The 21,482-nt window shown below is 48.1% G+C and carries 23 protein-coding genes; 11 read left to right on the top strand and 12 right to left on the bottom strand.

All coding sequences use genetic code 11. The features are described 5' to 3' along the window. From ACWAU0_RS05475 to ACWAU0_RS05460, 4 genes are read left to right on the top strand one after another with little or no spacing between them, the layout of a single operon-like run. A complete protein-coding gene (locus ACWAU0_RS05475; RefSeq protein ID WP_313731162.1) occupies positions 1–495 on the top strand; it encodes an HORMA-1 domain-containing protein in 495 nt (164 codons plus the stop codon). Next, on the top strand, positions 492–1,388 hold the full coding sequence (locus tag ACWAU0_RS05470; RefSeq protein ID WP_313731161.1) for an AAA family ATPase: 897 nt from the start codon (positions 492–494) through the stop codon (positions 1,386–1,388). The genes ACWAU0_RS05475 and ACWAU0_RS05470 overlap by 4 nt, the downstream gene beginning before the upstream one ends. Further along, positions 1,388–2,551 (top strand): hypothetical protein, encoded by a 1,164-nt coding sequence (locus ACWAU0_RS05465; protein WP_427551311.1) that lies wholly within the window; start codon positions 1,388–1,390, stop codon positions 2,549–2,551. Before ACWAU0_RS05470 ends, ACWAU0_RS05465 begins: the two co-directional genes overlap by 1 nt. Next, complete coding sequence (locus ACWAU0_RS05460; protein ID WP_427551312.1) at positions 2,548–3,105, top strand: 3'-5' exonuclease; 558 nt, start codon at positions 2,548–2,550, stop codon at positions 3,103–3,105. The genes ACWAU0_RS05465 and ACWAU0_RS05460 overlap by 4 nt, the downstream gene beginning before the upstream one ends. Before the next feature lie 69 nt (positions 3,106–3,174). On the opposite strand, the gene ACWAU0_RS05455 is transcribed toward ACWAU0_RS05460, so the two are convergent. From ACWAU0_RS05455 to ACWAU0_RS05440, 4 genes are all read right to left on the bottom strand, one after another. Further along, on the bottom strand, positions 3,175–3,492 hold the full coding sequence (locus ACWAU0_RS05455; protein WP_427551313.1) for a hypothetical protein: 318 nt from the start codon (positions 3,490–3,492) through the stop codon (positions 3,175–3,177). Next, positions 3,489–3,806, bottom strand: a complete 318-nt coding sequence (locus ACWAU0_RS05450; RefSeq protein ID WP_458138559.1) for a hypothetical protein — start codon at positions 3,804–3,806, stop codon at positions 3,489–3,491. Before ACWAU0_RS05450 ends, ACWAU0_RS05455 begins: the two co-directional genes overlap by 4 nt. A gap of 79 nt (positions 3,807–3,885) precedes the next feature. Continuing rightward, the gene (locus ACWAU0_RS05445) at positions 3,886–5,106 is read right to left on the bottom strand and encodes an extracellular solute-binding protein (RefSeq protein WP_458138558.1); all 1,221 of its coding nucleotides are present in this window, start codon (positions 5,104–5,106) and stop codon (positions 3,886–3,888) included. 298 nt (positions 5,107–5,404) lie between these two features. Then, a complete protein-coding gene (locus tag ACWAU0_RS05440) occupies positions 5,405–5,737 on the bottom strand; it encodes a YnfA family protein (RefSeq protein WP_458138557.1) in 333 nt (110 codons plus the stop codon). Between the two features lie 308 nt (positions 5,738–6,045). Between ACWAU0_RS05440 and ACWAU0_RS05435 the strand changes: the two genes are divergently transcribed. Further along, positions 6,046–6,381: a hypothetical protein gene (locus tag ACWAU0_RS05435; protein WP_202054406.1), complete on the top strand. Its 336-nt coding sequence runs from the start codon at positions 6,046–6,048 to the stop codon at positions 6,379–6,381. A gap of 2 nt (positions 6,382–6,383) precedes the next feature. Here the strand turns inward: ACWAU0_RS05435 and ACWAU0_RS05430 are convergent, their stop codons facing one another. Next, a complete protein-coding gene (locus tag ACWAU0_RS05430) occupies positions 6,384–6,899 on the bottom strand; it encodes a hypothetical protein (protein WP_202054405.1) in 516 nt (171 codons plus the stop codon). 37 nt (positions 6,900–6,936) lie between these two features. Next, positions 6,937–7,818, bottom strand: coding sequence for a tetratricopeptide repeat protein (locus ACWAU0_RS05425; RefSeq protein WP_458138555.1), 882 nt, complete (start codon positions 7,816–7,818; stop codon positions 6,937–6,939). 340 nt (positions 7,819–8,158) lie between these two features. Here ACWAU0_RS05425 and ACWAU0_RS05420 point away from each other — a divergent pair, with 340 nt between their 5' ends. After that, positions 8,159–9,688, top strand: coding sequence for a hypothetical protein (locus ACWAU0_RS05420; protein WP_458138553.1), 1,530 nt, complete (start codon positions 8,159–8,161; stop codon positions 9,686–9,688). 97 nt (positions 9,689–9,785) lie between these two features. Here the strand turns inward: ACWAU0_RS05420 and ACWAU0_RS05415 are convergent, their stop codons facing one another. Beyond that, the gene (locus ACWAU0_RS05415; RefSeq protein ID WP_458138551.1) at positions 9,786–10,721 is read right to left on the bottom strand and encodes a LysR family transcriptional regulator; all 936 of its coding nucleotides are present in this window, start codon (positions 10,719–10,721) and stop codon (positions 9,786–9,788) included. Between the two features lie 184 nt (positions 10,722–10,905). Here ACWAU0_RS05415 and ACWAU0_RS05410 point away from each other — a divergent pair, with 184 nt between their 5' ends. From ACWAU0_RS05410 to ACWAU0_RS05390, 5 genes are all read left to right on the top strand, one after another. Next, entirely contained in the window at positions 10,906–11,643 is a 738-nt protein-coding gene (locus ACWAU0_RS05410; RefSeq protein WP_458138550.1) for an MBL fold metallo-hydrolase, read from the top strand. 518 nt (positions 11,644–12,161) lie between these two features. Continuing rightward, positions 12,162–12,980 (top strand): class I SAM-dependent methyltransferase, encoded by an 819-nt coding sequence (locus ACWAU0_RS05405; protein ID WP_458138548.1) that lies wholly within the window; start codon positions 12,162–12,164, stop codon positions 12,978–12,980. Between the two features lie 98 nt (positions 12,981–13,078). After that, positions 13,079–13,879 carry a class I SAM-dependent methyltransferase gene (locus ACWAU0_RS05400; protein WP_202054400.1) on the top strand — a complete coding sequence of 267 codons (801 nt, stop codon included), beginning with the start codon at positions 13,079–13,081 and terminating at the stop codon, positions 13,877–13,879. 60 nt (positions 13,880–13,939) lie between these two features. After that, positions 13,940–15,004: a TolB family protein gene (locus tag ACWAU0_RS05395; RefSeq protein WP_458138546.1), complete on the top strand. Its 1,065-nt coding sequence runs from the start codon at positions 13,940–13,942 to the stop codon at positions 15,002–15,004. 99 nt (positions 15,005–15,103) lie between these two features. Then, on the top strand, positions 15,104–16,177 hold the full coding sequence (locus ACWAU0_RS05390) for a class I SAM-dependent methyltransferase (protein WP_458138545.1): 1,074 nt from the start codon (positions 15,104–15,106) through the stop codon (positions 16,175–16,177). A 160-nt stretch (positions 16,178–16,337) separates the two neighbouring features. On the opposite strand, the gene ACWAU0_RS05385 is transcribed toward ACWAU0_RS05390, so the two are convergent. The 5 genes from ACWAU0_RS05385 to ACWAU0_RS05365 all read right to left on the bottom strand — a co-directional run bounded on the left by ACWAU0_RS05385 (position 16,338) and on the right by ACWAU0_RS05365 (position 21,107). Next, a complete protein-coding gene (locus ACWAU0_RS05385; protein WP_458138543.1) occupies positions 16,338–17,915 on the bottom strand; it encodes a sigma 54-interacting transcriptional regulator in 1,578 nt (525 codons plus the stop codon). A gap of 65 nt (positions 17,916–17,980) precedes the next feature. Next, positions 17,981–19,024: a hypothetical protein gene (locus ACWAU0_RS05380; RefSeq protein ID WP_523070762.1), complete on the bottom strand. Its 1,044-nt coding sequence runs from the start codon at positions 19,022–19,024 to the stop codon at positions 17,981–17,983. A gap of 65 nt (positions 19,025–19,089) precedes the next feature. Further along, positions 19,090–20,118, bottom strand: a complete 1,029-nt coding sequence (locus ACWAU0_RS05375) for a ZIP family metal transporter (protein ID WP_458138539.1) — start codon at positions 20,116–20,118, stop codon at positions 19,090–19,092. Further along, positions 20,042–20,329, bottom strand: a complete 288-nt coding sequence (locus ACWAU0_RS05370) for an FmdB family zinc ribbon protein (RefSeq protein WP_427551328.1) — start codon at positions 20,327–20,329, stop codon at positions 20,042–20,044. The genes ACWAU0_RS05375 and ACWAU0_RS05370 overlap by 77 nt, the downstream gene beginning before the upstream one ends. Positions 20,330–20,450: 121 nt before the next feature. Further along, a complete protein-coding gene (locus tag ACWAU0_RS05365) occupies positions 20,451–21,107 on the bottom strand; it encodes a beta-class carbonic anhydrase (RefSeq protein WP_064028266.1) in 657 nt (218 codons plus the stop codon). Positions 21,108–21,482: the final 375 nt, after the last annotated feature.

Raw genomic sequence — 21,482 nt, 5'->3', positions numbered from 1 at the left:
ATGAGCCAGACGCGAACCGTCTCTGCGACCTACACCACGACGGACATCGAAAACGTTGTCCGGCGTATGAAAGCTGACCTTGTAATGATCGCCGACAGCACGAAAGCGTGGACGCCACAGCAAGCTGCCGACTATGCTTACGATATTGAGGTACTTGCGAAGGCTGGCTATCTAGCATGGGTCGACTTAACTCTCTTGCAATATGGTATCGAATTGAAAGCAGTCCGCTTCGACGTCGATACTGATGCCGGCGCCTTGACCACGAGCCGTCCTGGTGGAGTCATGTGGCCATGTGTATCAGGTGCAAAACTACGTATCGTAATCGGCTACACCGACACCTATACGAGCGAAGCCCGTGAGGCAACGCGGAAAAAGTTGAAAATCGGCTGGACCACATCCTACGACGATACCAGTCATTCGCGCCTCAATTCCTCGGGTGGACGCAACTATGTGAGCAATGCCTATGGCATACAAAGAAAGGATTGGGCAGCATGAACCAAGTAAATATCTTTGATAGCGAAATACAGCTACCGAGTGATACTTTGGCTCGACGGGAGAAGACCTTGCTTGGTTTCGACAGCCGCTATGCCCGCGTTCACGACCAACTCCGTCTGCTGTTGAATGTCGGTGCGCTAGGCGACTGGAACCGAAAGAATCACGGTGGCAAGCTTGCAATTTGCGATCTTGTCGCTGAACAGTATCCGCTTGTCATCTTTCATGGGGATGTCGGCACCGGCAAAACTGCGATGGCGGAATGTATCGCGAACCGACTGGTGACAGAAACCAGAAGCTCAGATTCAATTCTATTCAAACTTTCCAACCGGGTTCGTGGTAGCGGCATGGTTGGCGAAATGGGAACGTTGCTCACCGAAGCGTTCCAAAGGGTTACGAAATCAGCGGGAAAAACTCGCAGGACGATCCTCATTATTGATGAGGGCGATAGCCTTGGTGCTTCGAGGACTCAAGCCCACAGCCACCATGAAGATAAGGTGGCAGTCAATACACTCATCCAGGGTGTTGACGACCTTCGGCAATATGGTGGACGGATTGTCGTCATTCTCTGCACAAATCGCCTTTCCGTTCTTGATGCCGCTTTGCGCCGCCGCGCCGCGATAATTGAAGAATTCAAGCGGCCCTCAGATGCTGAACGCCAGCAGCTTTTTCAAATGGACCTCGACGGTCTCAACCTCTCGCCGACTCAGATTGGCGAACTGGTTCGCGCAACCGGAGCACATCAGCCTCACCCATCTTGGACTTATTCTGACATTCGAACCAGACTGTATCCAGCCGCACTTGCAAAAGCTTATCCTGATCGAGCACTCCAATTTGACGACCTGCAAACAGTGGCAACAACGCTCCAAGCATCTCCTGTTATGGAGGATCGGTAATGGCAAAATCCCCTTTATTTGGACGACGCATTCACATATCTGGTAGCGTCGTGAATGACCTGATGATCGCTCCGACCACAGAGGTAGAGGCCGCGCGTACTTTCGTCGTGAGTTTGGTCAAAGAACTAGTCAAGCGAGGAGCCAACTTCGTTATTCCTGTTGATGCTGAACCGTTGCGTAAGGATGAGCTGCCTGTGTGCTTCGATTGGCTTGTCTGGCAGACCGTAAAAGAAAACCTCGCACATCGTCCACAAAACGTTCCCGGTCCATTTGTCGTAGCTGTCCAACATCATAAGACTGAAGAACAAATCCCCGACACATTTGTCGATATGTGGGATGAGTTACGCACCACCCAACTTATCAAGATCGAGAGCGCCGCGCAATGGAACATGAATAGCAAACGCATGGAGGTACAGGCGCGTTATGGCGATATTCTCATCACTTTGGGCGGTGACGAAGGGGTTCTATATCTGGCGAACCTTTATCACGATGCTGGCAAGCACATCGTACCGCTCAATCTTCCTCTTTGCTCGGAAAGCAAAGGTTCTCGGCGGCTCTATAACTTCGGTTTGGCTAGCTCCCAAACACGTCGCATGTTCCAGATCGCAGACGATGGAGACGCTCATGATTGGATTAATCGAATTAGTTTCCCTAAGCGGCAATCGATTACTGATCGTGTATCGGCGCTGGTGGAGCTACTTGAAGCGTTGGAACGCCCTAAAGCCTTTGCGGTGCGCCTGCTGAATCCCGACCATGATGATTATACTGACGTACAAAACTTCTTCGACATTGTGGCAAAGCCCGTGCTTGAAGATGAATTTGGATATCGCCTGATCGTTATCGATGGACGGCAGGCCTATGAACACGCACGAATCGATCAGGAAATCTTTGCCAAGCTACATCGTAGTAGCATGGTTCTGGCCGATATCACCGGAGCTCGCCCAAATTGCTTTCTGGAATTGGGCTATGCGCTTGGGCGAGGTCTGCCCACAATGGTCACTGCACGAGATGGAGCGGACTTGCCATTTGACATCAAGACCTTCGCCGGTCATCACTGGAAAACCGACGGCAGTGCGGATGAACGCAGAAGAGCATTTAGGGAACACTGGTACGCCATTCGCAACCGCCCTACGCTTGTTCCCACGGAGCCACTGATTTTATGAGCGACAAGCGCGAGGTTTTTGTTTCAGTCGATGTTGAGACGTCCGGACCAATCCCAGGCGAGTTTAGTCTGCTTTCAATCGGTGCATGTTGCATTTTTAATCCAGAAAAGACGTTTACTTGCAAATTGAAACCCATCACTGATGCCTTCGACCCGAAGGCGTTAGAGGTGACGGGGCTCTCGATGGAAGAATTGAAGAAATGTGGATTGGAACCCCATTCGGCAATGAGTAGCTTCTCGCAATGGCTGGCTAGTTTGATTGATCGAGGTGACTCCATTGTTTTTGTCGGCTTCAACGCCCCTTTTGATTGGTCGTTCGTTAACTACTATTTTCACCGTTTTTTGGGCGAAAATCCGTTCGGTTTCGCAGCACTCGATATCAAAGCACTATACATGGGTGCGACCGGTTGTTCTTGGCGTGATACACGGTCCAGCAAGATCGCAGAACACCTCAAGCCGAGGTTATCAGGTACGCACGATGCCCTGCACGATGCCCAATACCAGGCTGAGATTTTTCAATCGATTTGGTGCGATCTTATTGCTAGTCACCGATGATGGGGCAGTTCTAGCTAACAACATAACCTGCTGTTATAACTCAGTGTAGTAACAGGGTTAGAACCAAACTCAAAATGTGCCAATTTTCCACGCCCAATTTGTTCCGGCGGAAATAAAATACTTGCCGGAAACAGAGTGAAGCCGGAATATTTTCTTAAGCTCAACTTTAACGAATTCGACAACCTCGGACTGATGCTCAAAATCATCATCGAACTTTGCTACATAGGTGTTTGAGGGAAGTCCAATGGTTCTTTCTTTTTTCCCTTTTACAACCTTAGAATAATCTAGATTGTCTAGCGCATCGGTTATCTTTGAGTAAACGTTATTACCATGTGGCGATATACTGGCATAGCTCAAATCAAACGTAATAGTAACGAAGTAGCTCACAACACCCCCCACTGAACAATGCCGTTGTTTTTTGCATCGGCATCATGGATTAGCTTGACGATATACTTTTGGAGGACATGAAGTTCTTCCGATGACTGGAATTTTTCGGTATAGGCGTAAGTCATTGGGTGTGAGCTTATTGACAGACGCAATCCTTCAGCAAAGCTATCAGAGGTTTGGACTATAACGTTCGTTAGGGGATACGCCTGATCGTTGGTAGTGTTAATGGCAAACACGATGAATTTCCCATTGATTTGCCTTTCTACTACGCGATCAAAATACATCACGTTTCGTTCTTCTGGAGTGTTTGTCATAGAGTAGTCCTAACGTTTGAATCAGGCGTCACTCTCGGGACACTATTGGTTTTCCAAACAGGCCGGTTCAGCCTGTTTTCTAATTGGGGTAATGCAAGTTTGCAGGCAGTTTCTTGTCCAGCTGTTCGCCCGTTTTTTCGATTGCTTGCGGAATGCCTACACCAACCAAACTGGCAGCTTTATCTAGGCCAACCAAAAATTTAGGGTAAAGCGGCGCGGCCTCTACCAATTTGGTGTCTGTATAAAGATTGCGATAGGCTGGAAGTAAATATTGAGGTGCTTTGCCGGGGGGGAGTAAAACACTGAGATACTGATCATCACGAACAGCAAACTCAATGAATTGTTGGGCTGCGGTAAGTTTTGGGCCAGTAACACTTTTATCTATAGCGAAGCTATCAACCCAAAGCAAGGGAACTCCTGATTTGTCGCCTTGATTGAATAGCTTTACCGAAATTGTTCGTGGATCAACAACGGGAGTCGGATCGGTTGGTTTTGTAATTTCTTGAAGAATGTGGTGCATGCGCTCGCTATAACCAACTAAAGCACGCCCACGCCCGTGAGCAAATTCCAACGCATAATATGGTGGCCAAGCTTTGTGAGCGACATCGCTACGACCGCTACCTACGTCGGAAAGAGCGATCAGGTCACTGAGTGCTGATTTTGCGTTGGGGTTAAGCTGTTCATTTGATAAAGCCTTGACCGTATCTTCCGGCGAAACACCTAAATCGAGCAAGGAGTCTGCGTATAATTCTGTAAGAGTAATATGGCCTTTCCAATCGACTAATAGTCCACGGCCCCTTTCATGAGTGCTTCCAATAACAGAAATTAAATCTGTTCTCGTATTCGCGGCAGCCAGCCTAGTGTCATGCATAAAAAAGAATGTGAACAATGCACAACTCCAATGAGGTACAGCATAAATCGCACCATCAACTTTCGTTGCATCTGCTGCTGCTTTAATCACATCTTTGCGAATTTGCGCTTCTGTACCGTTGATAGTTTGAAGTCTTCCGGCTTTCACGAAATCGCTCAAGAAGATACCATCTAGCTCATACACGTCATATACTGGATCAAGCCCACCCGGCTCGTAGTAATTCCAATTCTGTTCGCTTATCACAAGATCCACGCCTGAATTTTCGGCTTCAAACTTTTCCTCCATGACCTTGGCTATATACGCGTAGTCGGGTACCCAAGGGTAGAGCAGCACTGTAAGTTTTGTCTTCTCGGGCTGTTGCGCACTAACGGCAGATACTAGCCCTACGAATAGGTAAGTGGAAATGACGGCAATACGGATAAACTTCATGACCTCTTCCTCTTTACATGTGATTAAATTTTGATAGCACTTGAAGTAGCGTAGCGCATTCTGAAGTATGTTGGCTTTAAATTATTCAATGCTGGCATTTTTCCATCTGATCCCTCAAACGAATGCCGACATCGAAACGCTGATCTATGCGTAACGGCTTGCATTCAAAACACGCAAAAAGCGACGGTCGACATCTAATATTGAATGCTCGCAATATAGCCCAATTTAGGCGTTGAATATGGACTTGGCGACTGTGCGATTTTTCAAACTGGTCGGTTTAAGAACAGCACAGTTTTTTTTAAGCATTTTTTGGGGCAAACATGATGATTGACATGCCCACCAGCGCAACCGAAGAACCTACAATATCCCATAGGCTGGGTGTTATGCCATCAACCAGCCAAAGCCAAAGAATGGCGACGAATATATAGACGCCGCCATAGGCGGCGTAAATGCGGCCGGCGGAGGTAGGATGGAGAGATAAAAGCCAAGCGAAAGCAGTGAGACTGAGCGCCGCTGGAACTAAAAGCCATGGACTTTTTCCTTGGGTGAGCCATAGGTACGGTAGGTAACATCCAACAATTTCGGCTACAGCTGTTAGAAGGAATAGCAGAACGGTTCTGATTTCAAGCATTGAGAATATCTATCCTCATAAATACATGTTTATGTAACAAGCCTGCTCTGATTAGCGATAGCTGTCATCGAAGGAATATAGGCTTCGAAATGTGTTATTACGCAAGCTAATAGCATATTCTAAATGACAGCGTATTTGTTTTTTCTTGTCGGGTGATAAAATTAATGAAAACTTCCGGATTTTGCGCTATCAATTTTGAAACATTTCTCACCCTTGAGCGCCAATCAATCAAAGCCTCCGAAAGTGCATGCTGCGCCTAAGAGCCGCTAAAATAGTAGAAAACTTGTTAATATCCCCGGAGCTTTAGCATGAATAATGCGATATTTGACTTACCGAAAACAAGGCTATGTGCCGCCGTTGTTTTGGCGTGGGGTTATGCTGATCAATTAAAAGTCGAAAACGCCACAACAGCACTACAGGCCGCACTTGGTGCTGGCTGGTCTTCAACAAGTGCTTTTCAATTTATGGCCGGGAAGACGGCAAAAGCCGCTCTGGATACCGCAGACTCCGAAGAACAAATTTCACTGCTGGTCGCTTACCAGCTTGCCAAGTTAGTCAGCCATGAATTTGGCCTGGGTGCCGTCAATAAGCCTGATCATATAGACCGGGCTGAGTTGATGGCCGCAATTTCAGCTAAGCACTAACCCTATCTCTTAACAAGCTTTAACACACGTTTTTCAGGTTCTTGAATAATTGGCTGTTCTGGCGATATTGCTAGGTGAGCGGGCCGGGGCTGATCAATATCAATACCGTATTCCAAAAGTGCCGCTCGGTGCTTCTTAAGCGTTTTTTGTGAGTACAGTGTTGAAATATCCTGATCGTAAAACCAAAGCGATGCCGTAAGCTTTACCGAATGCGGCTCTTTTTCCGAAATGGCTTTTAAAATCGACTTTGGATGTTCCGGAGGATAAGCCGGATCCGGTGCAACCACCCAGCATTGCACTGGGATCAGTTCGAACTTATGTGTCTTCGCATGCTTCCATAGAAAGTAAAAATCTCTTGCCTCTTTTTCAGTGGCGAATTCCGCCGCTCGCTCCCGACCGCATATCCTGTGTTTAGCTGAAAGATATTGGCCGTACTCGTATTGAAAGTGCCAAGGCCATGCGTCATCTTGAACCGGGTCGTAAATGCCTATCAAATAACTTAGTTTCAGAATATCCATACCTGTGATACACCGTCAGAAACATGAACAGCCCTATTTATTTCGCCATAAGACGTTTCAGTATTTTATAGGCCATTGTAGAGCTAGCCCAATGTATTCGATTTCGTTGCCAATAATCATAGGCCTCATCTTCGCCGCCGAGGGTTAGAAACCCCTTATGTTTTGATTTAGGTTCACTGTGCTTAGTTTTGATAAGTTCTTTTGCAATATTCGGGTATTGCTCAATTGCGACTGTCAGCACATCGATAGCATCATCCTCTTGATCGAGCTGGAGTAAAGCAATCACCTTGGAAAAGACAATATCTGGGCCTGTGTCAGTGCTGTATTGGACACTCAAATTTAACGCTGACCGCCATTCATTAAGATTGAGATAACACTGCATCAGATGGTATCGACAACCTAAGTTGTCGTTTTGATTTACTGATACAAGACGGGCAAAGATTTCGATGGCCGCAGCAGAACCTCGATTTTCTAATAACGATAAGCCTAACGCATGGTAGGCTCGCATAAATGGCCTATTGTCTAACTCCAGCCAATTCATGTGGCTCGTTTGCCAGGAAAAGTTTGATGGGATCGCTTCCAACCCAATGCGTACAGCCTCACGCCAACATAAATAGGCTTCAAGGTCTAATTCATCTTCGGAGAATATGAGAGCCAAATGGTGTAACGCGTCTATGTAATGAGGGCATACAAACAGCAGTTTACGTAGCGTTTCTTCGGCTTCAACGAGGTTCCCGGACGTATACAATTCAACTGCATCATCAAAACTGTCCTCCGCTCCTTCTGGAAGGTTATGACGAAAAACCCATGTGTTTGGTGATTCTTCAATAAGCTTTATCATGACTTTATGAATGCGAGCGCTGGCAAAAATGTAGCTGATGTAAAAAGCGACGTACTTTAACCGTTTGTCATCTGTCACACCAGCACAGTTGCAAACATGCCTCTTATTCAGGTTCTAAGAACCAAATCCATTCGGATTTTTTCAATATTGGTGTCATTAGTTTTTCACTAATTTGGGACACTTTTCACTTTTTGTGGCCACCGACATTTCTTGTCATTTCAAATTAACCCCAAATTCATCAAATGCAATTATGCATGGCAAACATGTATTTATTCGTTGTTGCTTTGCGTTTTAATTGCTTCTAGTCTGCCCTACAATGCATTTGAAAGGTCTCAGATAGGGAAAACATCAAAAAGCCAGTGTGGTTGCGTTTAGTTCGAACGACTCGGAGACACCAATAAGCATCTGGAGGAAAACAATGAAAAACCTAATATTTTGGCTGGCACTACTTGCTTCTGCGCCACTTTTGGCCGATGGCGATCACCACGTTACAGGCATCGGGCAGGAAAAACTGGGTACGGCGAACTTTGCCGTTTCCTGTTCACCGGCAGCACAGTTAGAGTTTAATCGCGCGGTCGCGATGCTACACTCGTTTTGGTACGACGAAGCCAAGAAAACCTTTGCTCACATCGCCGAACTCGATTCCGATTGTGTTATGGCGCACTGGGGCATTGCAATGAGTCTATACCGCCAGTTATGGGCAACACCGCCCACCCAGGCGGAATTACAAGAAGGACGTGAGGCGTTAACGCGGGCACAAGCTTTGCCGGTGAAGACCGACCGCGAAAGCCTGTACCTGGATGCTGTCGCCCAACTGTACCGATCAGAAGATGCGGACTATGGTCGGCGCAAACAAGCTTACACGCAAGCTATGGCAAAGGTGCAAGCGCAGTTCCCTGACGATCCTGAAGCCAATGTGTTCTATGCCTTAGCCTTGATTTCCACAACCGATCCTCATGACAAGAGTTATGCACAACCCAGAATGGCATTGACGCTCTTACAAAAGGTATTGAACCAAATTCCTGACCATCCCGGCGTAGCCCATTATATTATTCACGCCAGTGACAACCCCGATTTGGCCACACAGGGTTTGGCGGCAGCGCGCGCCTACGCACACATTGCCCCCGTAGTACCCCATGCACTGCATATGCCCTCGCATATTTTCATTCGATTGGGCTTATGGGAAGACGCGGCGGCGTCAAATCTGGCCGCCTATCTCGCGGCCAAAGACTACGCCAAGGATAACTTTCCAGGCAAGGTGTGGGACCAAGAACTTCATTTCATGGATTACTTGCTGTACGCCTATCTACAAGACGGCCAGAACGACAAGGCACAAGCGTTGTGGAAAGAAATAGCCAAGATTAAAAAGACCCACCCTGAAAATTCGACGTCCGCCTACGCTTTAGCTGCAATACCGGCTCGTTATTTCGTCGAGCGTCACGCATGGACAGAAGCGGCCAAACTCTCAGTGCAGCCTCGCGATTTTCCATGGGACAAGTTTGGTTGGTGTGAGGCTATTACGCAGTTCGCACGTGGTTTGGGGGCGGCCAGAAGCGGTGAGATACAAGAGGCACAGATCAGTGAGGCGCGACTGGGCGTTATAAGGGATGGGGCAAAAGCCGAGAACAATGCCTATGCTGCGGACCAAATCGAAATTCAACGCTTGGCCGTGGCGGCCTGGATAGCGCAAGCTGATCACCGGGAACAAGAGGCGGAAACGTTACTGCGTAAAGCGGCTGATCTTGAAGACGTAACTGAAAAAGACAATGTCACGCCTGGCCCCATCTTGCCAGCTCGTGAATTGCTGGGTGATTTACTTCTTGAAATGCACCGCCCGCAAGCTGCGGCAGAAGCTTATCGGCTGTCGTTACAAAAATCACCGAAACGCCGGCACGGTCTGCAAGGATTGCGGCTTGCCGAGCAACAATCGCAAGCTCAAAGTAACTGATGGCAAGTTTCTAAGCTACGCTCCATTTAGCGCGGGTTGGCGGCGGCCCGCGCTATTCTCATACAGCCTACGATCCTGTGAAGTAATGCGAGACTGGCTAATACAAGTCTCTTTTTGGTTTTCGCCCTTCCAATAGATCGATTTCGCTAGTCAAAAATTCGACCATGCGATCCCGAAAAATGCGGACTCTTGCCGTGGTGCGTAAATCGACATGACTCAATACCCAAACGTCCTGCCCCGGTTCTATATGCTCGACAGGAATGCGCTCCAATTCAGCCACCTCATCACCCAGCGAACAGGGCAGCAAGGCTAATCCCAAGCCCTCCTTACACATGTTAAACATGGCGACACCGGAGTTCGTCCGATAAGCGCGTTTGAGCTTGGGGAAATTCTTTTTAATCCAGAACGGCAAGGTGACACCGTCGCCTATCCAGGTGATGCAGGGGGGCATATCTAGTGATAAGTTTTCTATTAGCTCCGAATGTCCGTACACTTGGAATGCCATCTTGCAGATGTGTTTACCGACAACATTAGGCGGCGGTTCGTTAACGGCTTGAACCGCAATGTCTGCTTCGCGATTAGCTAGATTGACCACATGGTCAGCCGTGATCAACTCGATATCGACTTCGGGATAATCGCGTTTGAAATCGCGGATGACCGGCATCACAAAACGCTTGGAACACACATCGGCAACATTGATTCTGATGATCCCTGAAACTTCTTCGGTGTCAATCTCGATTTTTCGATGAATGGCATTGGCTTGTATCGCCATCTCTTCGACTTGCGTGACGATTTTTTCGCCCACCGGCGTAATGACCCATCCTTTTGCCGTGCGATCAAACAGCGGTTTTCCTAACGCGCTCTCAAGGGCAGCAATGCGTCGACTGACGGTTGATTGATTGACACCAAGCCGAATGCCGGCTTCCGTGACATTGCCTGAACGTACAACCTCGATGAAGTAACGCAGATCGTCCCAATTTGTATCATGCATATTTGCAAATCCATTATGTCGGTTTTGGTAGACGCTATGCATTTTAATCGGAATCGTGCTGTCTTACAATGAATTTGAAAGGTCGCAGACCAGGAAAATCTCCGGGAGTCGATAGTGCTACCGATCACTGGTTGAAGCGCTGATTTAACCGGTTCAAATAAAAACGATGGCGTTTGCCTAAATAAACAAATTGACACTGAAAGTGTGTCTTTCAGGGGAGAGTCGAATGAAACTTAAATATTTGCGTCCGGTGCTGCTGATCGCGGCACTGGGCATTTCTGCCTGCGCTGAAACCAGTCGGTCTGTTCATACCAACCTGGCGTCAGGGAAAGCCAAAGTCACCCTCTTGTATAAGGGGCATGTACAGCCGGTTGAGGGTAAAACTTTCTTGCCGTGGTCTACCCATGACGGCGTCCGCTCCTTGTCCACCTCGGTTTTTTTAATTGAAAGTGGTGGCAAAATATTAATCGGCGACCCAGGCGAAGTGAGAAAGGGCGAATGGCCGAAAATCATGGATAAGTTAGCCGATATGGGCATCAGCCCTGAAGACGTGGATTATGTGTGGATCGACCACCACCATCCCGACCATACTATGCATTTAGGTGCATTCCCCAATGCACCGGTGGTCGACTTTTGGTCGATCTATAAAGATGAGATATGGTCGGATCATCCCGATAATTTCGAGATTCTTCCTGGTGTAACGGTCGTCAGGACCCCAGGTCACACCGAAGAAGATAGCAGCCTTTTAGTGGATACCGACGACGGTGTCATGCTCATCACCCATATGTGGTGGCATAACAATTTGACACCTGTCGTCGATCCCGTGGGCGAAGATCAGGCCAGTTTAGACAAGTATCGCAAAGCGTTGCTCCGAAAAGCCGATTTATTGTTTCCAACACACGGCGAAATTATGAAAAATCCTTTCAAGAACAAGGAATGGGATGGTAAACCTTATGTCCCCTAAGAGTTTGACACGGCCCAGACCATTCGCCTAACGCCAACCGATTGCATGAAAAAACTATCGAGAAGAGTCTAAGGCCGAGCACTATATTTGTTAGTCCAATCCTTTCAAAATCGGTAAGCGGCCAAAGTAAAAGTGCAATGTTTCATACGTTTTACAGAATCGCTTGCCGGATTAATTCTCAACAGCGAGGCTTTTAGCTTGCGTATGCCGCGAGTGAGCTTAACGGTCGTTAGTAATGGGAGATTCGCTGCGTTTCCAGTTTTCGGCAGTGTTTCGGTTTTAACGTTGTTTTACCTAACGAAATTTCCGATTAAGCAAAATATTCGCTTGATCATGACTGACGAGTACCAATTTACCTTGGCATGCAAAGATGCATATCCATCATGCTAAATTAGAGATTGGTAATACGTTTCAGATTTGAGTTATTTTCCGTACAATTTATCTGTCTATTCTGGGGTAGGCAGTTAACTAATTGGTCTCTTCGATTTAATCTAAGGAATATGACTATGGAACAAAGCATGAACGAACTGATGAATCACACGGTCGACATGGGGCAGGCGGAAATGTTTTCCAAGGCCTGGTACAACGAATACTTCCGGCGTGCCGCAGAAAGTCCGACCCACTCACGTTTTTGCGAAGCTGTTTATGGCGTCGACTTGTGCCAGCACGGCATGATGGACACCGACGAGATGGATTTTCTAGCCTCATTGCTTAAGCCCGGCGAGAAGGTGCTGGAAATCGGGTGTTCCAACGGCCACATTACAGAATACCTGCACGAAAAATCGGGCTGCAACATTTTGGGTCTTGATTATGCCGATGCCGCCATTGCCCAGGCACAGGAAAGAACCCGGGATAAAGCCGCCGCATTGAATTTCCAGGCGGTGGACTTGATTCATGACGAATTGCCTGGTTGCGATTACGATGTCATCCTGGCCATTGATTCGATCTACTTCATGGGAGATTACAACAGGACGCTGGCCAAACTCAACGCCCGGCTGCGGCCTGGCGGTCGTATGATTATCGCAGCGTTTCAGGCCAAAGAAGAGCATGATTCCGATACGATTCTTTTGGCCGGCCATACGCGTGTGGATCAGGCTCTACAGACATTGTCATTCCGCTATGTTCAGCACGACTTCACTCCGAATATTCGCAATCACTGGATCAAAAATTACGAATTCTCCTGCAAACTTCAATCCGATTTTGCGGCAGAAGGCAACGCCTTCCTGTGCGAAGCTCGTATGGCCGAGAATGGTTGGTTCAAGGATCATGCCGAGCGTGGGACGCTGGTCAGATTCCTGTATGTGGTTGAAGATAATGCGAATATCGGGCTCTGTTAGGCGGAGATCCTCTCTGCAATAAGTCGAAGGTAAAGGGCCGCAGTGCTACTGGTTATCTTTTTAAAAATTACCGTTATTGATTGCAAAGGAAAATGACTATGTCTGGTTACGTTGATGAGGTTGTCATACCGTATGATCACGATCTTGGTCCTGTACTGTTCGAGCATTACGGCGCTGATACCGCAAGACGCATCGCCGAACAAACGCCGACCGACGTGCTGGAAATCGCTGCCGGCACTGGCATCGTCACGCGTCACTTGCGCACCTTGTTAAAGAAAGAAGCTCGCTTGACCGCCATCGACATTAGCGACTCGATGATGGATGTAGCGCGGCAAAAGTTTCAGCCCGGCGAACAAGTTGTGTTCCAAAACGCCGACGCCACGGCATTACCGTTTGATGACGAGGCCTTTGATGCTGTAATTTGCCAATTTGGCATCATGTTTTTCGACCGGGATAAAGGGTTTCGTGAGGTTTACCGAACCTTGAAGCCGGGCGGTCGATACCTATTCCGAGTGTGGGACTCCGAACGCTACAATCCCTTTGCGAGCTTGAGCTTTGAAGTGCTCAAACAATATTTTCCGTCGGATACTCCTCAGTTTTTATTCGATCCGGTTTCCTGTCATCAAATCGATCCGCTCAAGGAACAGTTGATTCAAATTGGCTTTGATCCGATTGTCATCTCTGTACAGCGTCACGTCTACGATATTCTTGATGTAACGGCCTTTGCGCGGGCTTTGGTGTACACGCCAGTGATCTTTGAAATCAGAGATCGAGGTGATGTCGATCCCGAGGAAATCGTAAAAGAACTGTCGGATGCCTTCAAAAAGGAGTTCGGTTCCAGTCCGACGCGCTATCCGATGCAAGCGATTCTTTTCGAAACAGAAAAGCCCAAGGTTTGATCTCAGCAAACAACAACATTCACTTTTGATCGATCCAGAAAAACCTATGAGACACACGTTATGAAAATAAAATCTATGAAGCTCAATCTTCGTTTCGTTGGGTTGGCGCTGCTGTTAGGACAGAGTGCATCGTATGCGATGCCCGGCATGGATATGCCATCCGGCGCAAACGCCCAAGCGCCTTCGTTGGCCAAAAGCATAGGTGCACCGATCAACTCGGACGCAGCTGAATTCGAAATGACCTACAGTGCCGACGGCAAAACGGTGTTGTTCGTTTCCACGCGTCCTGGCAGCATCGAGTCAAAAGGCAATCCTTACAGCTTTGACATCTGGATGGCGCACAACGTCAATGGTGTTTGGCAAACGCCGATTCATTTGGGGCCGGACATCGACCCCAAAGTCGGCCCGAACATTAATACTGAAGCGTGGGAACTGGAACCCAGTCTGTCCGACGACGGCAACGCGATTTATTTTACCCGCTATCAACCCGGTAATTTTTCAACTGGCGATCTGTATGTGGTACAAAAAATCAATGGGGTATGGCAACAAGCCAAAAGTTGGAATGATGTACCCGAGTTACCTCATTTAAACACTCCGACAGGTGAAGAACATTGCCCAATCATCGCCTCGGATAGTCTGATCTATTTCAGTTATCAGCAACCTGGCGTGACCCAAGACAGCGATATTTGGAAGGTCGAAAAGAAAAACGGTAAATGGCAAAAACCGCAAAGCCTGGGATCGAGAATCAACTCTCCGTACCGCGACCATTTGCATTGGACAGGGTTGTCGAAGGACGGCAAAAGCCTGATCATCACCAGCACACGCACCGACATGGGCTCGCGTGGAGGCCATGATGAATGGATTTCTCACCAAAATACCAAGGGTGAATGGCAAGAGCCATTGAACCTCGGCGACACCATCAACACCGCCGGTGAAGACATGTGCTGGTCATTCACACCGGATGGCAAAAAGTTTTTTGGCGGCTGGGGGCCTCAAGGTTCGTACAATATGGACGTGTTATGGGTCAACAAAGATGATGTCCCGTTACTGAAAAATTTTGATCCTGTTGGTCCGCCGCCAAACCTGATGGTCAAAAACAAGGCGACAGTCAGCAGTAGTAAATAGGCGCTAAGTTCTGCGATAAGAAGACACTTCGGCATTCTGGACACACCTCGGATTCAGTGAATTTGAGGTGCCTGACACTACACATCCGCAGGACAATACATGACATTGCATTTGAATGAAGTCGATACCGGCAAGTTGGAACAACTCCAAGGCAAAGTGATGAATGACGTCGCCGGTTCCATGGGGCTGTTGATGGCGTATATTGGCGACAAGCTCGATTTATACAGCGCGCTACTGGAAATTAGTCCGGCCAGCAGCCAGGATCTGGCCGACAATACCGGCATGGACGAACGCTATCTGCGTGAATGGCTTTGCGCCAATGCCGCCGCTGGCTACGTCAATTACGATGCCGCGTCCAGAAAGTTTTCACTGTCGCCGGAACAATCAGTCATTTTTGCCGCCGAAGGTCATCCAGCCTGCATGCAGGGATTTTTTCAGGCGGTGATGTCGGTGTATGTTGACGAGCCCAAGTTGACCGAGGTTTTCCGTTCCGGCAAAGGATTGCCTTGGCGTGACCACAGCCCTTGTCTGTTCTGTGGCACTGAGCGCTTTTTCCGGCCGATGTATGCGATGAACTTGATCGACCACTGGCTGCCGGCGCTAGACGGTGTGCGAGAAAAACTCGAAGCCGGCGCCCGCGTCGCCGATGTTGGCTGCGGCCACGGCTCTTCGACAATCCTGATGGCTAAGGCGTTTCCCAACACAACCTTCCACGGCTTCGATTTTCACGAACCCTCGATCGAACATGCCCGTGAACGAGCGCGTGATGCCGGCGTCTCAAGCAACACTATTTTTGAGGTAGTGACGGCGAAGGAATATCCGGGCAAAAACTATGACTTGGTGACCATCTTCGATGCCCTTCACGACATGGGCGACCCCATCGGCGCGGCTACACATGTCGCCGGTACACTGGCTAAAGGCGGAACTTTCATGCTGGTCGAACCATTTGCTGGCGATAGTCTGGAGGAGAATTTTCATCCATTGGGGCAAATCTATTATTCGTTCTCGACCATGGTTTGCGTGCCAGCGTCCAAATCGCAAGAAGTCGGTCTTGGCTTAGGTGCCCAGGCCGGACAGAAACGGCTCACTGAAGTGCTGAACGCCGCTGGTTTCGGTCAAGTCAGACGCGCCGCTACGACGCCGACCAATCTGGTGCTAGAGGCAAAATTATAGGCGCTGTGAAGCGTGCCGTTACCGTCAGCTGGCAGGAGAGAAAATTCTTAAAACGCCATAGAAATAATGCTCGGAAGGACTGATTATCTCCTGATTTTTTCAGTACTCCTTGCCCAATCGTGAGCCGGTAAAGGATGTCGTGGATGATAGTGACAATCGGTCACTTCCGAAAAACTCCCGCATCGATATTGTAGTGCTTTAACTTCTGATGTACAGCGCGGCGGCTTATGCCAATCTCACTAGCCACCGCAGTGACATTGCCGTTATGTTTGACTAAGGCGTCTTGTAAGGTCTTAGTTTCTACCTGGCTAGCGGCGAACCGTTTTTTGCCGCGAAGGTTACTTTCGTCCGTCGAAACATCGCTGTTAGGAGTTACATCTACGCCGACCTTGGTAATGATTTGTCCGGGTGAAAACAAAAATGCGCGTTCGAGAACATTCTCTAACTCCCTAACGTTTCCCGGCCATTCATAGGCCATGATCTGTTGCCAAGCCTCGTTACTCAAAACTTTCGGGGGCTTACCGTAACGATGGGCTATTTGTTTCAACAAATAATTGACCAATGCAGTAATATCTTCGCGGCGTTCCCTCAAAGGTGATATGCGGATAGTAACGACGTTAAGCCGGTAATACAGATCCTTGCGGAATCGCCCTTGATCGACAAGTTCCAGCAAGGGGCGATTCGAGGCGGTTATGATACGAACGTTGCTGTGTAGAACCTGCGCACCGCCGACGCGCTCGAATTCCCCTTCCTGGAGTACACGAAGAAGATTGGCTTGAGAAAGGAGCGGCAAGCTATCAATTTCGTCGAGAAAAAGAGTCCCCCCTTCTGCTCGTTCAAAAAATCCGCGCCTGAGATCATGCGCTCCGGTAAAAGCGCCTTTTTCGTGGCCGAATAAGGCGCTTTCCAGCAGGCTTTCCGGAATGGCACCACAATTAACCGCGACAAATTTCTGTGCGCTCCGATCACTGAGTGCGTGGATGGCCCGCGCGATGACTTCTTTGCCAACACCGGTCTCACCGTTAATCAGAACATTGGCCGAGGTGGGGGCAACCAATTCAACCGCTTGCAATGCTTCGCGCATCACTTCTGATTCGGCGATTAGCTCCGACCGATCCAAGCCGCGCTTCTGACCCGAAACAGCCTTAGGATTCCATGTTCGAGCCATTTTTTCCGAAACGCGTGCAGCGACCTCGGCAATGGCTGAACGCGAAACAATCATGCCGCCCTCGTTGAAATATTCGTCACCTTCTTCAATCTGGGCGGCTTCACGATCGGTGTAGATCGTAACTTCACACTTCCCATCGCCGGTGGCGATGCGCTTGTTGAGCACTACTTTTGCGTAACCAAAATTTCGGGCTGCAATGCCACCGAACACCGAAGCGGTGGTGCGACATAGCTCCGGTGCCTCCTTAACGCGCTCGCCGAATGGGCAATTGAAATTTTCCACGCATACGCAGCCTATCGAATCGCTTGGAACCTGGGAGAAGCTACCGCCAATTTGTTTCTTAATATGTGTAATGATCGACACATATTGTTCGGGGGTGATTTTACCGGGCAGTCCCAACTGACGGCGAGCATGGGCTTCAAGATAACTGCTAGCAGTCAACCCTAAGTCCTGGATGTGGTTGGCTGTTCCTCTTTCACTGTTGTATTGCCCTGCCAGCTTGACGCTTTGGGTAATAAACATCTGTAAGAAAGATATGGCACTTAGCTCGGGCAATAAGGTGTCGGACATAAATTAAGCTCCTGGGTTTGTGCCTGAACTACTAATCTAAAAGATGGTATTTTAACTTTATGGGCTTAAATGGGCTTGACCGACGCATCCGTCTTTCTATGATGATAATCCATCAAGAACCAAAGGTTTGTTTGAAATCTGCTATCTTCAGTTCTTTGATCGCGTTCTACGGACTGTTTGAGCTTCAATAATCGGTGGAGCAACTCTGCTTTTAGAAATTTTCGCCCCAAATTATGTCGTATTATCGAGCCTGCGCCTAAAACCTGATCGGTAGATGTGCGCACTGCATGAAAGATCAAGGTTCCGTTCAAGTAAGGCAACGCACCTAATATATCGTGGGTAGTATTATAAGAATGACTAACATAGAACTGCCTATCAACAACGATAGACCCCAAACTGGTTTCTTGAAAAACATGATGTCCCAATATAGCGGTCGGTCTATCTTCTAGCGCTTGATTTAACCAGTAGTAACTTTCTTCAACGCCTAAAGAAAAATGATTAGGGTAATTTCTTAAATCATTGAATAAATCGGCAAATAAGCCTGATAAAACTTTGCAACTTTTCAAGGCACCTTTTAATTCCAGGCCTGGTTTGACGTTTTCATCTTCTCTGGAATAATCCGAAATACCATCGATGCCATGATCTTTGTACTGACGCCAGCGGTTGTACAGTATTTTTTGATAGACTTTGGATACCGAAAGGAGAAGATCCTGCTGCTTAGCGTCGTGCTGCTTTTTTCGGATTTCAGATAACTCTTCTATTTCACTTGCGGACAAATTAAGGTGATCGCCAGGCTCGGCGTTTAATAAGGCCAACGCTTCGGAGGTTTGCGCTTCTTGAAAATAAAACGCTTTAAATGTATCTGTGCTCGCATTATCCGGAATGTTGCCATGGGCCAAAACGTCGCCATGCATGACGGAAATATAATTGTTCCTAATAAATTCAGTCACCGACTGCAAAGGGTATTCTAGGTAAATTGCAGTAATGGTCGCCAATTCCTTTTCGTTTCCTTCGCTTATTTCTTGTGAGATGGGTTCTCCACTTTTTAATTTTGATAGTTGATCGCTATGCAGGCCAATGAGCTTTAAAACCTCGTCTGAAGTCGGCATGGCTGCACAAGGCGTTAAAGTTGAACAAATTAAAATCGGAAAAATAAAGAAATATTTCATTGCCATCAAATATTGTATTTTTCATTCCCGCACAGTGGAGCATGGGCTATTTTTGCTTCCAATACTGGCCCAGTTTCTAGCGGTCGTGTCGTTTTAGTCTCAACCGCCCCTTGTCGATCATGGAAAGCCTCGGCTTGTCCGTGAATCCAATACACCAGAAAAATACTGAACGTTATGAGGCCAATTTGCTGAAATGCCGGTTGTTTTGCAATAGCGCTACGTTGATGGAGACTAGGGATAAGATCGGCTATGGCAACGTATAAAAAGCTTGATGCCGCCAAGGCCAAAATGTAGGGTAACATTTCATGCAGGTTTGCCAGACTGAAATAGGCCAGCATTCCCCCGACCAGTGTGGATAGACTGGACATCAGGTTATAGCGTAATGCGTTGGCACGGCTGTAACCGCTTTCAATCAGAATAGCAAAGTCACCTATTTCCTGGGGGATCTCATGAGCCGTTACTGCGATGCTGGTAATGATCCCCAGATGTATATCCGTAAGGAAAGCCGCCGCGATAAGGACGCCATCGACAAAGTTGTGGATGGCGTCGCCCAAGATAATCAGGGTGCCAGCCGACCGATGGGAACGTCCCCTGTTATGAGCAACGCAATTGCCAGTATGACAGTGTCGCCATAGCAGCAATTTTTCCAACAGGAAGAAACCGATAATGCCTGCCAAAACCGTGGCCATTAAGCTTTGTGCATGTTTTTCGCCGGCAGTGCGTAGTGCATCCGGCAGGAGATCCAGAAAAGCGACGCTCAACAAGGCCCCAACGGCGAAACTGAGCCCATGAGGTAAGATTCGTGGGTGGTAGCGATTTGGAATCAGTAAAAATAAGCCTGCCGCGCCGACGCTGAGCAGGCCTCCAGTTAGGGTGAAAATGATGATCCAAACGAGTGTGCTCATGGGAGGTTGGCCTGAATTATTCTCTAACCAGTGATGCGATCCAGACGCCGCATCAAGCGGCAGATGAAGAGGATGTCGTGCTGCTAGATGCGTGATGATGGCCCCCGCAACATCCACATCCTGGGCCATGACGATGACTAGCCTCGTCGAGCGGGCGTTGAAGCGAAGCCATTGCTTGGTTTCTGCCTACAGCCATGTAACCGTGAACGGCAGGCGCCGATAAAATTCTTTTTTCCATGATGCTGCCGCACTGGGGGCATTCGGGCGCATTACTGTTGACGGAATGGCGAAATTCCAAATCAGAGCCGCAGTTTTCGCAATGGTAATCATAAGTTGGCATAGAACATTAACTCCAATGTTTAAGGCGCAAAAAAAGTACGCATGGGTTTTGATCGATCCCGGGCTTGCGCCCGGGAAAGTGCTCCGAGATTGAAGCAGATCAGTTGTTTTCCCGATCAGGGTTAGGCTGACCAGCGAGAAGGCTGCTTGGCGGTAACACCGAATTGAGCAGCAGTGACATCCGTGCGAGCTCGTTTTTGCGCATCAAAAGTTGGAGCACGCAGACGGCGAGTTTCGACTTCCCATACCCAACCGCTAATCAAGACATCTTTCGGAATTAATGGATGGTTACGGAATGTTTCAACAGTTTTAATGCAGGTTTCGTCAACATCATCCATCATGCCAATCCATTTAGCGAAAGCGCCTTTATCGAGTTTAAGCTCTGACAAAGTCGGGTCCAGCGTTAATGAATCAATATCGACTCCTCTAGCACGAAGCATCTTTTCCAAATCGTTCGCGTTAGCGGAAAGCATGCCGCATTGAGTGTGTTGAACGATAACAATTTCCTTGGTCCCAAAGAAATTGCATGTCAGCATCGCTGAACGAATTGCATCATCGGTAACAATCCCACCCGCATTACGGAAACAGTGAGCATCACCACCGCCGACCGGCGAATCCACCTTGATTCCGAGGGCTTCATCAACCGGCAGACGCTCGTCCATACAAGCAAGAACCCATAGACTACGGTCGTTGTGACCATCTGGCCCATATTGACGACGAGAGGCCCAATGATCATAGGCCGCGATACGGGTGGTTAGTTGGTCTTTTAACGATGACATAAACATCTCCTGAATTGGTTATTAGTTTTTGGGTACGTCCAAGTAGCCTGCCCGTACCCATTTTGTTGGCCGTGGCCGTGGTAGCCCGACGAAGATGTAAAATGCATTGAATGTGCCATGTTGATATTGATATAAATATCAATAACTTGTGCATTCTCTGTTGAGTTCAAGTGAGAACTTATAGTTCCCTATCTTCTGATTCGATAATCCCAAATAGATGGATTCTTTCTGAACCGCTTAAAGCGAGAATAAAAGATTCCCACTGGGAAGCGGCGTTACCTATCAACTATTTAAATCAAAACGGAGTGAACCAATCGTCTGGCGAGTGCTCTTTTAGGGGGTATTCAAAACTTATGGGGGGCAAAGGTGTAGCCA

The sequence above is a fragment of the Methylomonas sp. Uni0009 genome (assembly GCF_054188105.3).
The sequence above is the reverse complement of the archived record's forward strand: the minus strand, read 5'-3'. Positions and strand labels throughout refer to the sequence as shown.